This is a genomic window from Thermophilibacter mediterraneus (assembly GCF_900119385.1).
Taxonomy (GTDB): Bacteria; Actinomycetota; Coriobacteriia; order Coriobacteriales; family Atopobiaceae; genus Thermophilibacter; species Thermophilibacter mediterraneus.
This window is the reverse complement of the sequence record NZ_FPKO01000009.1, coordinates 937,538-953,127: the sequence shown is the minus strand read 5'-3', so window position 1 is coordinate 953,127 and position 15,590 is coordinate 937,538. Positions and strand designations below refer to the sequence as shown.

General features: G+C 65.7%; 8 protein-coding genes. 4 read left to right on the top strand and 4 right to left on the bottom strand.

Annotated features, from left to right (window positions below):
- Positions 1-26: 26 nt before the first annotated feature.
- Entirely contained in the window at positions 27-2,600 is a 2,574-nt protein-coding gene (locus BQ7106_RS09230) for an S-layer homology domain-containing protein (protein WP_072374616.1), read from the top strand.
- A gap of 463 nt (positions 2,601-3,063) precedes the next feature.
- Here BQ7106_RS09230 and BQ7106_RS09225 read toward each other — a convergent pair whose 3' ends face one another.
- Positions 3,064-5,796 carry an S-layer homology domain-containing protein gene (locus BQ7106_RS09225; RefSeq protein ID WP_072374614.1) on the bottom strand — a complete coding sequence of 911 codons (2,733 nt, stop codon included), beginning with the start codon at positions 5,794-5,796 and terminating at the stop codon, positions 3,064-3,066.
- A 239-nt stretch (positions 5,797-6,035) separates the two neighbouring features.
- Between BQ7106_RS09225 and BQ7106_RS09220 the strand changes: the two genes are divergently transcribed.
- Positions 6,036-7,319, top strand: a complete 1,284-nt coding sequence (locus BQ7106_RS09220) for an AAA family ATPase (RefSeq protein WP_072374609.1) — start codon at positions 6,036-6,038, stop codon at positions 7,317-7,319.
- Position 7,320: 1 nt separating this feature from the next.
- Complete coding sequence (locus BQ7106_RS09215; RefSeq protein ID WP_072374606.1) at positions 7,321-7,956, top strand: RloB family protein; 636 nt, start codon at positions 7,321-7,323, stop codon at positions 7,954-7,956.
- Positions 7,957-7,976: 20 nt separating this feature from the next.
- On the opposite strand, the gene BQ7106_RS09210 is transcribed toward BQ7106_RS09215, so the two are convergent.
- Entirely contained in the window at positions 7,977-9,254 is a 1,278-nt protein-coding gene (locus BQ7106_RS09210) for an ATP-binding protein (RefSeq protein WP_072374602.1), read from the bottom strand.
- Positions 9,255-9,461: 207 nt separating this feature from the next.
- On the bottom strand, positions 9,462-9,662 hold the full coding sequence (locus BQ7106_RS09205; RefSeq protein ID WP_072374599.1) for a hypothetical protein: 201 nt from the start codon (positions 9,660-9,662) through the stop codon (positions 9,462-9,464).
- A gap of 42 nt (positions 9,663-9,704) precedes the next feature.
- On the opposite strand from BQ7106_RS09205, the gene BQ7106_RS09200 reads away from it, so the two are divergent.
- Positions 9,705-12,368 carry an S-layer homology domain-containing protein gene (locus tag BQ7106_RS09200; protein ID WP_072374596.1) on the top strand — a complete coding sequence of 888 codons (2,664 nt, stop codon included), beginning with the start codon at positions 9,705-9,707 and terminating at the stop codon, positions 12,366-12,368.
- A gap of 466 nt (positions 12,369-12,834) precedes the next feature.
- On the opposite strand, the gene BQ7106_RS09195 is transcribed toward BQ7106_RS09200, so the two are convergent.
- A complete protein-coding gene (locus BQ7106_RS09195) occupies positions 12,835-15,501 on the bottom strand; it encodes an S-layer homology domain-containing protein (RefSeq protein ID WP_072374593.1) in 2,667 nt (888 codons plus the stop codon).
- Positions 15,502-15,590: the final 89 nt, after the last annotated feature.

Below are 15,590 nucleotides of genomic sequence, written 5' to 3'. Positions count from 1 at the left end.
GCATCCCCCTTAAAAGGAGACAACACATGACAGCTTGCACCAACAACGGGGGGAGCAGGGCCCGTCGCGCCGTCACCGCGGCGCTCGTCGGCGTCCTCTCCGTCGGCGCGGCCCCCATGGTCGCGCTGGCGACCGGCGCGCCTTCTGGCGAGGTCCAGCTCCAGGCGACTGCGGGCCAGGACTTCAGCCTCGGCCACGTCGTCGACGCGTACGACCAGAACAACGTCAAGCTCGACCTCGACAACATCGAGTTCGTCGCGGGCAACGCTGAGAACCAGCTCAAGGTTACGCGCGTCGTGACCGGCTCCGGTACCCCTGTCACCTCTGGCCTCACCGTCAGCTTCGCCAACTGGAGTGACTCTAACGAGGACGGCAAGGTCACCGCAAACGAGGTCAGCGGCACCGTTGACATCACTACCGCTTCCGCGGACAACTATGCCGCCGTCATCAGCTCTACCGATCCCGCCTATGCGGGCGGTAAGATTTACCTCCCTGTCAAGATCGTCAACGGCTCCCTCAAGGACGCCACCATCTTTGACGTGAACGCCAGCGATGCAAACGACGTCTCCGACACGACCTTCAACTACACCGGCTCGCGCCAGACGTTCTACGAGAACGACCTCGGCGTGGCTCTCGACGGCAAGCCCCTTACCTATGGCACCGACTACACCGTCAAGTGCTACGACGCCAAGGGCCAGGAGGTGACTCCCGAGTTCGCCGGCGACTACACCGCCGTCATCACCGGCGTGAGCACCTATGCCAACTCCAGCGCGAAGGTCTCCTTCAAGATTGAGCAGTTCGACCTCTCCAAGACCGTCGTCAAGCTCAACGGCAGCGCCATTAAGTTCGATAACAACGGTCACGAGGCGACCATCAGCTCCGTCGAGGGCTGGGACGGCGCTGATTTCTCTGCGTTTGACGTTGTTGCCGAGGACGGCGTCGCCCTCGAGAAGGGCACCTACAACTACACCGTTAAGGTGACCGACAGCGAGGCTGTCTCTGACAAGGTCAAGGCCTCCATCGCCAACGAGGCGAAGGCGACCATCGACGTCGTCGACCACGTCGTTGACGCTACCGGCTTCAAGTACGGCAACCAGGCGCTCGCCGACAGGACCATCAACCTGTCCAACGAGAACCACTTCGTGTTCGATGCCTCCAAGCTCAACGCGACCACCAACGACGGCAAGAAGGTGCCTGCCGAGTACCTGACCGTCGAGGTCATGAACAAGGCGACCGGCGTGGTCTCCAACGACACCTCCCTTATCAACACCCCCGGCACTTGGGTGGTTACCGTTAAGGTCGACGCCGAGGCTGCCGAGCACGTCTATGGCGGCTCTTCCAACACCGTGACCTACACCGTTGTCTCCGGCGTCGTCCAGAACGCGACCATGCTCGTCACCTACAACGGCGTCACCGCGAACTCCTTCACCGGCAACCAGTACAACGGTGAGGACTTCCTCGACGACATCAAGGTCACCGTTTACGACTCCAACAAGAACCTGCTCACCGAGGGCGAGGACTACACCGTCATCGTGACCAAGGACGGCAAGGCTGTCGACTCCATCGTCGACCAGGGGATCTACACGATCTCCGTCGAGAGCGACACCTACAAGATCAACAAGGGCGCTGTCGCGACCTTCAAGGTTGACCCTGTGACGCTTCTCCCGAACACGGTACGCGTCCTCGGCACGTTCAACGACGAGCACGTCTTCCTGCCCTACACCGGCGACATCCAGAACCCCGGCTACGAGTGGATGGTCTCCACCGGTAAGGACGGCAAGGCCAACACCAAGGATGACGTCTGGGCCACGCTCCCGACCGACGTCTACACCGTCTCCTACACCCTTGACGGCAAGGATGCGGAGCTCAAGGAGCCCGGCACCTACACTGTCACCATGATCGTGTCCGACGCGAAGGGCAACTTCGAGCCGACCACCGTCACCAAGAGCAACATCGAGGTGCGCAAGGCCACCGTCTTCGCCGACGTCCCGGCCGACGCCTGGTACGCCGAGGAGGTCTACGTCGCCAACCAGCAGGGCTACATCGGCGGCATCGGCGGCACCAACCTCTTCGCCCCGATGAACGACCTCACCCGCGCCGACTTCGCCTGCGTCCTCTACCGCATGGTCGGCGGCAAGATCACCGCTAGCCAGGAGGACCTGACCGACGAGAACGTGGAGACCATCTCCCAGTTCACCGACGTCGACAAGAACGCCTACTACGCCAAGGCCGTCGCGTGGGCGACCGAGATGGGCATCACCCGCGGCTACGGCGACACCTTCGGCTCCGCGCGCACCATCACGACCGAGGAGTTCGCCACCATGCTCGCCCGCTACGCCAAGCTGACCGGCGTCGACACCTCCGTCGACACCGACGAGGTCCTGGCCGGCGTCGCCGACGGCGACAAGGTCAGCTCCTACGCCCGCGACGCCGTCGCCTGGGCCGTGGAGAACGAGTACCTCGCCAAGGGCGGCAACCTGATCGACCCGCAGGGCACCATCTACCGCGCCCGCGCCGTCAAGGTGGTCGTCGACTTCCAGCCCGAGCAGCTGGACGGCGACCTCGCCGACAACCCGAACCTCGACCCCGAGAAGAAGTAGGCTGCGGCCCAGCTCCTAGCTCCAGTCGCCCGGGGGCGGTACCCCCGCCCCCGGGCACGCGGGCGGCTCTGCCGGAGCGCTCTTTAACAAGAACGCTCCGACAGGCCTACCTGCAAGCAAGCTGTCGAAGGTGCGGATTGGCCGAGTGGCGAGGCGGCCGCCCCCTCCCCGGGGCTCGCAACGGGGGGAGGGGGCGGCGTCGTGTTCAGAGAGTGCAAGAAGGCCCGGAGACCTTGTCTCCGGGCCTTCGTCTTTAGATGTCGGAGCTCGCGCGGCTCGGCCTCCCCCTCTCGTTGCGAGCCCCAGGGGGAGGCCTCGCGCCTCGCCGATCAGCCTTCTCACGCGACAGCTTGCTCTGCCAGTAAGGCTCGTCGGTGACCGCTCGGCGTCGAGCGGGCACCGGCGGGCCCTCTGAGGGGGCGGGGGCGCGAGGCCCCCGCCCCTAGCGGGTCCTAGCTAAAACTTACTCAGTGGTGCCGGGAGTGTCCGCGTTGGGGTTGTCGGTGATGACGTCCAGCTGGGTCGGCTGGAAGTCCACGGCGATCATGACCGTGCGCCAGCGGGCCACGTTCTCCTGCGGGGCGATGGAGTTGCCGCCCTTGGCGATGTAGCCCTCGGAGACGGCCCAGGCGACGGCATCGCGGGCGTAGCCGGAGACCTCGTCGCCGTCGGAGACGGAGGCGAGCACGGCGTCGGTGTCGACGGCGGTGTCGGTGCCCATCTTCTCCGCGTAGCGGGCGAGCATGGTCACGAACTCCTCGGTCGTGATGTTGCGGGCGGAGCCGAACGTGTCGCCGTAGCCGTTCATGATGCCCATCTCGACGCCCCACGCGACGGCGCGGGCATAGTACGCGTTCTTGTCGACGTCGATGAACCTGGAGATCGTGGCAATTTGCTCGTTGGTCAGGTCTTCCTTGCTGGACTCAATCGAGCCGCCGGCCATGCGGTAGAGCACGCACGCCACGTCGGCGCGGGTGATGCTGTTCATCGGGGCGAAGAGGTTGGTGCCGCCGATGCCGCCGATGTAGCCCTGGTCGGCGGCCTGGTACACGCTCTGCGCGTAGAAGGCGTCGCTCGGGACGTCGGCGAAGACCCTGCGGTCGGTCACCTCGACCTCGACGCCGCTCTTCTCGTTGGTGTAGTGAGCGGAGCCGCCCTTGGCCTCGACGAGGACGTCGTAGTACCCGACGTTCTTGAGGTCGACCTCCTTGGTGTCGCCCTTCTTGAAGTAGGTGAGGGTAACCTCGTCGGCGGGCAGGTCGTACCAGGTCTTGCCGTCGAGCGACCACTCGTAGGACGGGGTGAGGACATCGCCTGTGTAGACGAGGGCGCGGTGAATCTCGGAGCTGTCGATGTTGCCGTTGTTGTTGTCGTCGGACTCCCAGTTGAGGGTGTTCTTGGCGCGGACCTGGAGGCCCGTGGCGGCGAGGTTGCGCTTGGCGACGGTGACGCTCAGGCGGCTGTCGGTCTCGCTGATGGTGTAGCCGTCGGCGACGACCTGGACGCGGTAGGTGCCGGGCTCGACGATCTCGTCGACCTGGTCGCCCTTGGCGTCGGTGACGACGACCTCGTAGTCGGAGGAGGGCACGACACCGTTGTCGGTCCTGACGGTGACGGTGATCTCGTCGAGAAGGTCGCGGCCGGGGACGTACTGGTCGGAGATGGCGCCCGTGGTCACGATGTCATCGTTCCAGGCGAACGCGACGTCTGTGGAGGCGATGGCGCCCTTGGTGACGGTGACCTTCATCTGGGCGCTGCGACCGGCGACTGCGTAGTCGAGGGCCTCGGAGTCGAGGACGGCCTCCACCGTGTAGGAGCCGGAGTTGGCGAGCATCTCGACGCCGCCGACCTCGTTGGTCACGGTGTTGACGACGCGCAGGGTGTAGGCGTCGGTGTCGACCTTCTTGCCGTCCTTCGGGTTGGTGTAGGACACCGACACCTTGGAAGCGTCGAAGACCTCGGTCTCCTCGTCGGAGTAGTCCGTCGCGATCGTCTTGGCTGAGAAGTTGGTCGTGCCGTAGAAGGCATCCGTAGTCGCGATGGCGCTGACGACGTTGTAATTGACCACCTGGGAGTTGATGATGGAGCCCGTGTAGTCAAACCTGCCGGACGGATCCTTGAGCGCGGAAGCGTTCACGTTGACGGTGACGGAGGCGGGGCCGGTCGTCGTCGCGACGTTCGGGTAGTCGAGCGAGATGAAGGGGCTCAGCCAGCTGCTGCCGTACGGCACGCCATCGATGGTCGCGAGCGTGGTCTTGGTGGTGTCGCCGCCAGTGACGCTCCACACCTTGTCCTCTGCCACGATGTTCGCCTGCGCGACGTCGTACGGGGCGATGGTGAAGTCGAAGCGCTGCTTCTGGGTCTTGTAGTCACCGGTGGAGATACCGGAGACGATGACGTAGTAGTCGCCGGCGTTCACGATGTCGTTGCCCGCAACCTGCTTGCCGGCCTTCGTGTAGTAGTCGAAGGTGAACTGGCTCATGTCGAGCTGGGTGTTGCCGACCTTGAGGGCGAGGCGGTTGAAGCCCGCAACGTTGCCAAGGTCAGAGGTAGCCCTGTTGGTGAGCTGCCAGTTACCCGTGTTGAAGGTGTAGGTGGTGTCCGAGAGGTCGTCGGTGTCGGACGCGTTCACCTGGTAGAGGGTCGCATCGGAGAGCTTGGCAGCCTCGATGGAGAACGTGGCGCCCTCGCTGACATAGACCTTGGTGGAGCCGACCATCACGTTAGCGAAGACCGCGTACTCGCCGACCTCAGTAGGAAGGGTCTCAGCGCTGAGCTTCGTCTCGTAGTAGAACGCCTTGCCGTCGATCGTGCGGCCCTTGGTGGCGTCGGTTGCGCTGGTCGAGAGGTTGCCGGTGGAGTCGGAGAGCTTGTAGACGACCCAGTCGACAACGTTAACACGGGAGTTGATGTCGGTGGTGCCGAAGGGCTGGACCTTGGTCGGGATAAGGCCCTGGCCCTTGCCGTTGGCGACGAAGGTGTCGCCCTCCTGGCGGGAGCCCTCGAACCTGACGATGGTGCCGTCCTCGACGGAGGAGGGGTCGGTGGCGACCTGGAGGCTCACGTCGCCGGACGCCGGGGCGGCGCCGGTCGCCAGCGCGACCATGGGGGCCGCGCCGACGGAGAGGACGCCGACGAGCGCCGCGGTGACGGCGCGACGGGCCCTGCTCCCCCCGTTGTTGGTGCAAGCTGTCATGTGTTGTCTCCTTTTAAGGGGGAAGGGGACTGGGGCGGCGCGACGAGGCGCCCCAGCCGGCGGAGCCCATGCACGTTGGTCGACTGGGCGCAACCGCCGGATCGAACAAGCTCCGCATCCCGGGGAATGGATGAGCATGTTCCGATTGCGCGAATAATTGCTCCACTCAAGTCACTTTTCGAACAATTCTCGCGAATATCGAACTAAGATTGAATGAGATGGATGCGAAGGAGGCAGCGATGCTCATACGATTTGGGGTGGAGAACTACGGGTCCATAAGGGACTATCAGGAGATATCCTTCGTTGCTTCTCGCCTCAAGGACGGGGACGGAGGGCTGATCGAGAGGTCCCTCCCCGGCCTCTCCGGGCTAAGCTATCTGAGGTGCCTCGCCGTGTACGGCCCAAACGCCGCGGGTAAGTCGACGCTGCTGGGCGCCATTCGCAACCTCCGGGAGCTCATCCTCGGCTCCTACGGCAAGGGGCCCAGCGCGCCCCTGCCCCACGCCCCGTTCGCCCTCGACCGCGACAGCCCCAAGAGGCCGACTCGCTACCTCGTCGAGTTCGTCGCGCGGGGGGTCCGCTACCGCTACGAGCTCTCCCACACCGCCTACGCGATCACCGGGGAGGACCTCCGCGCATATCCCAAGGGAAAGGAGCAGCTCTGGTTCCGGCGCGGCCCGAGGGGGGTTCAGGGGTCGACGCACGTCTCCGTCCCCAAGGCCGCCCTCCAGCTCCTCAACGACAACGTCCCGCTTCTCTCCTTCCTGGCGAACTACCAGAACCTCAGGTCGCACGACGCCATCGCTCCCGTGCACGAATGGTTCAGGGACGGGCTCGTGTACCTGAACAGGGGGCCGAGCGGGAGCAACGACTTCCCGTTCTCCGGGGAAATAATCGACGGGAACAGGGGGTCCGACTTCGCCAGATCGTTCATCCGCGAGATGGTGAGGTCGGCGGACCTGGGCATCTCCGACGTCTCCGTCGAGAGAAGGGAGATCGGGGAGGACGACAGGGTCGCCATAGCGCGGTCGGCAAGCATCCCTGTCGACATGGTGCCCGACACGATGAAGTCGGTTGTGTTCGGCCACAGGGGGCCACGGGGCGACATGGCGACATTTGACATGGGGAGGGAGTCGGACGGCACCAATCGGATCTTCGACCTGAGCGGCTTCGTCGCCGTCGCCCTCGAGGGCGGGGCGACGATGGTGGTCGACGAGCTTGACGCCTCCCTGCACCCCACCCTCCTGTCAGCCCTCATCCGGAGCTTCCAGGACCCCGACTCGAACCCGAACGACGCCCAGCTCCTGTTCAGCGCCCACAACACGCGCCCCCTGAGCGACGACCTCCTGAGGCGCGACCAGGTGTGGCTCGTCGACAAGCGCGATGGGTCCACGGAGGTGGTCCCGCTCACCGACTATGGTCCCCGCAAGGGGGAGGCGCTTGAGCAGGGCTATCTTGCTGGCCGGTACTCCGCCGTCCCCGTGGTCCCGCGGCGCTTCGCGCCCGCGCGGGAGGGGAAGTAGGATGGCGAGGTCGAGCCTTCGACGCCGAGCCGCGCGCAGAAGCCCGGGGAGAGTCGTCGCCTTCGTCTCCGAGGGTACGGTCACGGAGCCGGAGTACGTTGAGCGGGTTCGCCTGATGCGCGGGGTGCCGTCCGGGGCGCTGAGGTACGTCAGGGCGGGAAAATCCAACCCGCTCGGGCTCGTCAGGGCGGCGGTAAGGGAGCGGTGCGAGAACGCGCGCGCCGCCAGAAGCGGCAGCCAGCCCTTGGTGGACGAATGGTGGGTCCTCTTCGACACCGAGGGGGCGGTGCATCCTCAGGCCGGCATCGGGGAGGCGATCGCCCTCGCTCGGAAGGAGGGGATACGGGTGGCGATGAGCGACCCGTGCTTCGAGTACTGGCTGCTCCTCCACTATCGGTACACCACTCGCGAGTACGGAAGCGCCGAGGAGGTCATAAGGGACCTGAGGGAGTTCATGCCGTCGTACAGCCGGGACAACAAGAGGCCCGTCGGCCCCGGGCTCGCGGACAGGCTCGACGCCGCGCTGAGGAACGCGGGCAGGGTGAGGGATCGCAACCGGAGGGACGGGACGACGTCTCCCATGACCGACGTCGACCTCTTCGTCAGATCTGCCCTCGGGCTGCCTCCGGGGGACTAGGCCTCGCTGTCGGCCCCCCGCTACCGTCTGCGATGGAGCAGGAAGTCCGCCGCGGGGACGATCCTGATGCCGTCGACGTCGGTCGGGTAGCTCCCGCGCATGACGACGACGGCCTTGGGGTAGGAGTCGCGCACCGCCCTGAGCGGCGCCAGCTCGCGCTCCATGGTCGCGGGGTCGGTCATGTCCTCGGTGACCTGGAGGTAGAGGCGCTCGTCGCCCCTCGTCGCCACGAAGTCGACCTCGCCGGCGCGGAGCCTGCCCACGGACACGGAGTAGCCGTCGTAGAGCAGCTGGAGGTAGACCACGTTCTCGAAGACGCGCCCCTGGTCGGCGTCCCGGTAGCCCTGCAGGAAGCTCCTCAGGCCTACGTCCACGAGGTAGTGCTTGCCCCCCGTCTTGAGCAGCTCCCTTCCGCGTATGTCGTAGCGCTTGGCGCGGTAGAAGAGGTAGGCCTCGCGCAGCGCCCCCATGTAGGCGTCCACCGTGTCGTTCGCGACGCGCGACCCCTCCGCCCGGATGGTCCCCGCGATGGAGTTCACGGAGCTCTCGTTGCCCACGTTGTCCGCGAGGAAGGCGCACAGGCGGCGCAGCAGGTCGGCGTTGGTGACCTGTCGCCTGCCGCGCCTGCGGTCGCGCTCGAGGATGTCGCGCACGATCACGGTGTCGTAGAGCGAGGACATGTAGGCGCGGTGGGACGCGACGTCCGGCTCCGAGAGCGCGAGGAACGGCATGCCCCCGAAGCGGCGGTACTGGTCGAGCATGGCCTGGAGCGACCCGTACCCCCCGTCCGGGAGCGCGACCAGGTCCGCGCGCGGCCCGTCCGCCCCGAACCACTCCGCCCCGCGGAAGTCCAGGTACTCTGCGAAGGTGAGCGGCAGCATCCCCACCTCCACGTAGCGGCCCGACAGGTAGGTCGCCAGCTCGCTCGAGAGCAGGAACGCGTTCGAGCCGGTGACGTAGATGTCACAGGGCATGTCCACCCTGAGGGAGTTGATCGCGCGCTCCCAGCCCTCGACCTGCTGGAGCTCGTCGAAGAACAGGTAGGGGCGCTCCACCCCCTCGGCGCGCTCCCGGACGATGGCGTAGAGGTCGCGGTAGTCGCCGATGCCGTCGAACTCCATCGACTCCATCCTGAAGGTGAGCAGCCTCTCCCGGGGCACGCCCTCCGCCGCGAGCGCCTCGCGGGCCATGTCCAGCAGCGTGGACTTGCCGCAGCGGCGCACCCCAGTGACCACCTTGACGAGGTCGCGGTCGCGGAACCGCAGGAGCTGGTCGAGGTACTTCTGCCTGACGATCACGGTGCCCCCCAATGTGAAAGATCTGCATATGGTGCGAGTTTTTCACATGATAAGCGAAGCAGCCGCCCTGCCGGCGCAACATGTGAAAGATTTGCACGGGGTGCATCTTTTTCACATGACGCGAGGCGGGGCCGGGCGGGCTTCGGGCCGGGCGCAGCCGTTCGGCGCTCGAGCGAATCGTTCGGGCATTCGGCGAAGCGTTCGGCGTCAGCATGTCAGGCGGCACCTGAAGGACCGTCCCTCCCGGGTCCTCTCGACCCCCGTGCCGGGCGCGAGGAGCTTGCGGAGCCTGCCCTGGGCGACCCTCTCCGAGACGCCGAACAGGCCCATGACGTCGGCCGACGTCAGCCCCTGGGGCGTGGACTCCAGGAGGCGGAGCAGGTCCGAGGAGGACAGGAGGACACACACGCGCCGTGTCTCCTCCCCCTTCCCCCATAAAGGAGACAACACATGACAGCTTGCACCAACAACGGGGGGAGCAGGGCCCGTCGCGCCGTCACCGCGGCGCTCGTCGGCGTCCTCTCCGTCGGCGCGGCCCCCATGGTCGCGCTGGCGACCGGCGCCGCCCCGGCGTCCGGCGACGTGAGCCTCCAGGCCGGCGAGAACGTTCCGTTCGAGAACGCCAAGGTCGAGTACAAGGGCGGCGAGCCCGGCGACAGCTTCCTCTACAAGAGCGGCGACTACCTCGTGCCGACCAAGGTCGTCCCCGACAACAACGTCGACCCCATCACCGACCTGGAGCAGAACGACGGCTCGATCAGCCTCCAGGACGATCACTACTACTACGCTTACGTACTCATCGACAACAATGGGACTGACGTCGTCAACGGCGAGGTCACCTATGATGACGACGACGGCGACGACGTCATCGTCAGGGGAACCGTCGTCGCGGACCCGACCCAGCAGACCGGCCTCTACGCCGTCGTCGTCGGCCACTACAGCGCTGCTACCAGCGGCTTCGACTACTACGTCTCCAAGGCCGACACCTTCACCGTCGTGAACGGCTCGTTCGACGAGGCGCAGCTGTTCGACAACGGCGACGTCGAGGACACCACCTTCGCGTACGACGGAGCGACCGCCAGCGTTGATGACATCCTCTCTAAGATGGGCGTCTCGATTGACGGCGTTGCCCTCGTCAAGCACGGCGACTCCGACCACCTTTCCACGGAGTGGGACTACAGCTTTGGGAAGGTCACCGAGGAGGGCTCGAACGTTGACATTGCCGGGCATGGCACCGCTCTTGTCCCCGGGAAGACCTACAACGTCGAGGTCGTCGGCGAGAACGCCTACGCGGGCGTCAAGAAGACCCTCAGCTTCACCTTCGGCCAGCTCAACCTTACCGGCGCGTCCATCGTGAGCGTTGGGGCCATCGACACCGGAACCGCCCCCCTGACTAACAACCTCAGTGCAATCATCAGCTCTATCAACGGGGTTACCTCCCTTGACTGGACGCGTCTCTCCGCCAAGGTGAGCAGCCCCGAGGACGGCGTCTACACCTACACCATCTCCTCGAGCGACCACGACGACCAGTACGGCGACTACGTCACCGGCGAGGCGACCGTGACCGTGCTCGTCGGCGACGATTTCGCGACGGTCGGGTATGATGGCAATCCTGACCTCAAGAGCTGGTTCACGGCAGAGAGCGAGCTCCTTGCCGACGGCACGAGCGCCTACGTGGTCGACCTGACCGAGGCGAAGCCCGCGTACTTCGACGTCGACGAGCTCGAGGCGAAGGCCAACGGGGAGGATGTCGATTTCGACGTCTCCGTCGAGGGCGGCACCGTCGAGGACCTCACCAAGGCCGGCAGGTGGGACGTCACCGTGACCGTGAACAAGAAGGTTGACGGCCAGCGCTACGTCTACCTCTACTCCTTCACCGTCTACAACACCAACGGCGTCGTCGAGGCCGACGACATGCAGGTCTCCTTCGACGGCCGCAACATCGAGCAGGGTGCAAAGAACACGGGCACCGACTACAACGGCACGGACCTCTCGTCCAAGCTCTCCGTCAAGGTGACCCGCGGCGGCAAGACCTTCGAGGAGGGCACCGACTACACCGTCTCCATCGCCAAGCAGGACGTCACCGGCAAGTGGGTCGAGACCGACGAGATCGTTGACGCCGGCGACTACCGCGTGACCGTCAAGGGCGTCACCTTCGACGAGGTCGGGCAGTACTTCATCGAGATTGGCAAGCGCGAGCTCAAGACCGCCACGCCCTCCAACGCCTTCGCCGTCCAGGGCACCACGTACTACTACTCCTTCACGGACGACGTTATTGCCCCCGAGTTTGAGTTCATCGGCGACGACGGCGAGACCTACACGGTCCCGGCCGACCAGTTCGAGGTCACCTACGACAAGCAGGGCGACGGGCTCGCGGCCGGCGTCGCCCTGGAGGCCAAGGGCCAGTACGCCATCACCGGCATCTCCCTTGACGCCGACAACTTTACCGGTGGCCCCTCGTTCGCAGGCATCATCGAGGTCACCGATGCCTCCTCCTTCGTCGACGTGCCCAACGACGCGTGGTACGCCGAGGAGGTCGGCATCGCCAAGCAGCAGGGCTACATCGGCGGCGTGGGCGGCACCAACTTCTTCGCCCCGATGAACAACATCACCCGCGCCGACTTCGCCTGCGTGCTCTACCGCATGGCCGGCGGCTCCATCGGCACCGTCCAGGAGGGCATGACCAACGAGGAGATCTCCTACATCTCCCAGTTCGAGGACGTCGACCCGAACGCCTACTACGCCAAGGCCGTCGCCTGGGCGACCAAGATGGGCATCGTGCGCGGCTACGGCGACACCTTCGGAACCGAGCGCGCCATCTCCACCGAGGAGTTCGTGACGATGCTCGCCCGCTACGCGGCCAAGATGGGCACCGACACCTCCGCCGACACCGACGCCGTGCTCGGCGCGGTCGCCGACGGCGACGAGGTCAGCTCCTACGCCCGCGACGCCGTGGCGTGGGCCGTCTCCGAGGGCTACATCGCCAAGGACGGCAACCTGATCGACCCGCAGGGCACCATCTACCGCGCCCGCGCGATCAAGATCGCCGTCGACTACCAGCCCGAGCAGCTCGACACCATCCTCGACCAGGGCAACAACGCCGAGGACAAGTAGTCTTGCCCGCGCGACCCGCGGCGGGGGCTCCGGCCCCCGCCCGGGCGGGCGGCCCCGCCGGGGCGCTCTCCACGAGAGCTCCCCCGCGGGCCCACCCGAGAGCAAGCTGTCAAGGTGAGGAACGGGCCGAGTGGCGAGGCGGCCGCCCCCTCCCCCGGCTCGCAGCGGGGGAGGGGGCGGCGTCGTATCCGCCGCCGATCAGCTGGCGCAACGAAGCGAGTCCCCCGGGGGATCCCCCGGGGGACTCGCTGCATCTCAATCCGATTTTCCGCAGCCCGAACGGCTCGCCCTCCCCCTCCGTTGCGAGCCCCGGGGGAGGGCCCAGCCTCGCCACTTCGCCTTCGCTCTCGACAGCTTGCCCTGCCAGTAAGGCTCGTCGGTGACCGCTCTGCCGAGCGGGCACCGGCGGGCCCTCTGAGGGGGCGGGGGCCGAGGCCCCCGCCCCTAGCGGGTCGACGCTAGATGCCTACTTGCTGGCATCCTCCCCGGTGCCGGGCTTGGTGGCGTCGGGGTTGCCGATGACGTGGAGCTGCTCGGGCTGGTAGTCCACGGCGATCATGACCGTGCGCCAGCGGGCGACGCTCTCCTGCGGGGCGATGAGGTTGCCGCCCTTGGCGATGTAGCCGTTCTCCACGGCCCAGGCGACGGCGTCGCGGGCGTAGCCGGAGACCTGGTCGCCGTCGGGCGTGGCTGCGAGCACCGCGTCGGTGTCGACGGAGGTGTCGTCGCCCATCTTGGCCGCGTAGCGGGCGAGCATGGTCACGAACTCCTCGGTGGAGATGCTGCGGGCGGAGCCGAAGGTGTCGCCGTAGCCGTTGGCGACGCCCATCTCGACGCACCAGGCGACCGCCTTGGCGTAGTAGGCGTGCGGGTCGACGTCGGAGAACTGCGAGATCGTCGCGATGTTCTCGTTGGTCAGGTCCTCAAGGGAGGCGCTGATCTCGCCGCCGGCCATGCGGTAGAGGACGCACGCCATGTCGGCGCGGGTGAGCTGGTTCATCGGGGCGAAGAGGTTGGTGCCGCCGATGCCGCCGATGTAGCCCTGTGCGCTCGCGGTGTAGATGGCCTGCGCGAAGAAGTCGCTGCTCTTGACGTCGGCGAAGACCTTGTCCTTGGAGACGACAATCTTCTGGACACCGAACTTGTTGCCGACCTGCCAGTTGTCGTTGACGGTGGTGTCCTTGATGGTCCCGAGGTACTCGCCAGCCTCCTTGAGCTCGGCCTTCTTGCCGTCGAGGGTGTAGGTGATGGTGAAGGCGCTCGCGGGGACCTCGATGACCTTGCCCTTGTCGTCGACGCAGGTGTAGGTGGCGTCGATGACGTCGCCCGTGTAGGCGAAGAAGCCGGCGTACTTGCCGCTCTCAAGGGTGTCGTCGGTCACGACGTTGTAGTTCGGGAAGAGCCACTCGACAACGGCGGGCTTGACCTCGATGGTGAAGCTGATGGAGTTCGTGAAGGTGATACCCTTCACGACGACGGTGTACTCCCCGGCGTCGACGACGGAGTCGACGGTCTTGCCGTCCTCGTCCTTGATGGCGACCGTGTAGTCGGTGCCCTCGGCAAGGGTCACGTCGTTCTTGGCAACCATGACCTTGAGCTTGTCCGCCCAGTCGGACCCGTCGTAGGTCACCTCGGTAGAGCCCTCGACGTTCTTTCCGTCGAGGGTGACGTAGACGTGCTCATCGGTGATGTCGTCGTAGGAGTTCACGACCTTGTAGGTCTTGTTGCCGGCGATGAGGCTGCCGTTGCTGTCACGGTAATAGACGCTGTAGGTCACATACCAGGTGCCGCCCTTGGCAAGGTCGGCGTCGGTGGCAACCGAACCATCCTCCGCCGTGACGACATGGCTCACGTCATCCTCGTCAACGCTGTATCCGTTATCGGTGGTCGCGGTGACATCCTCAACATCAAACGGCTCGGCATCCTCGTTGGTGAGGTCGTAGTAGTAGACGCCATCACCGTCAGCGTCCGAGGCGTTCACGATGTTCACGACGTGGTCCGCGTAGATGGCCTCGACCGTCTTGGAGCCGGTGACCCAGCCCTTGTCTGTGGCCTCCTTTGTCGGAACGACCGTGAAGGTGTAGCGGCCGGTATCTCCTGCGATGCCGTCATCCGAGGGGCTCTTCTCGAAGGAGACACCGAAGTACTTGTCGCCGATGACGCCGTCGCCGCCGCCGTCCTGGACCGTCACGCCGTTGATGGAGTCCACGACGTCGAAAATCTCGCTGGCGTTGCTGAGAACGACGGTCCCAACCTTGCCGGTGACGGTTGCCTCATCGAGGTCGAGCGGCTGGAGCGTGAAATCGAGGGTCTCCGCGTTGCCCCAATCGTAAGCGCCCTTGCCGACAATCTTTGCGGTGTAGGTGACGCCGGGCTCGAGCTGGTCAGTCCTGCTGAGGGGGGTAGTGGCGCCCTTCTCGTAGAACTCGATGTCGTCGTAGTCCTCCCCCTCGTCGAGGATGACGCCGTCGAGCGAGACGTTCATGTGCTTCTTGAGCTCGGAGACGGTCCTGCCGTTCAGGGTGCCGTTCCACATGAACTCGGTGTCGTCCACGTTCTCGTCCTCGACGATCTGGGCGCCCTCGAGCGAGCGCGAGGTGATGACGAAGCGCTCGGCGCTCTTGTTGAGCTCCCATCCGCCGTTCTTAAGGCCGACGACCACGGCGTACTCGCCGGGATCGGTCGGCTTGTTAACGCACTCGCCCTTCAGGTTGACCTGACGACCGTCGGCGTTCTCGTACTTGACCGGCTCGCCGTCAAGGCTCTCCCACACGGTCGAGCTCGAGGTGTCGATCTTCACGTAGAAGTAGTAGTACGACCCGTTCTCGGTTGCAGCGCCGGCGGGATGGTACTCGAGGTCCTCCGGCTCAGCCCCGCCGAAGGGCTTGATGCTGACCGCCACCATACCCTGGGGGTCTCCGTTGTAGACGTAGGTGTCCTCGCCCTCATAGGTTACGGTGCCGTTCCAGACCGTGTTGCTGGTGTCGGCCTGGAGGATCACGTCGCCGGACGCCGGGGCGGCGCCGGTCGCCAGCGCGACCATGGGGGCCGCGCCGACGGAGAGGACGCCGACGAGCGCCGCGGTGACGGCGCGACGGACCCTGCTCCCCCCGTTGTTGGTGCAAGCTGTCATGTGTTGTCTCCTTTTAAAAGAGTCCTAATTTGGGAGGTTGAGAGAGGCGGCAGAGCCGGTTTTGACGTTGGGGCACTTTCGAGTATTTC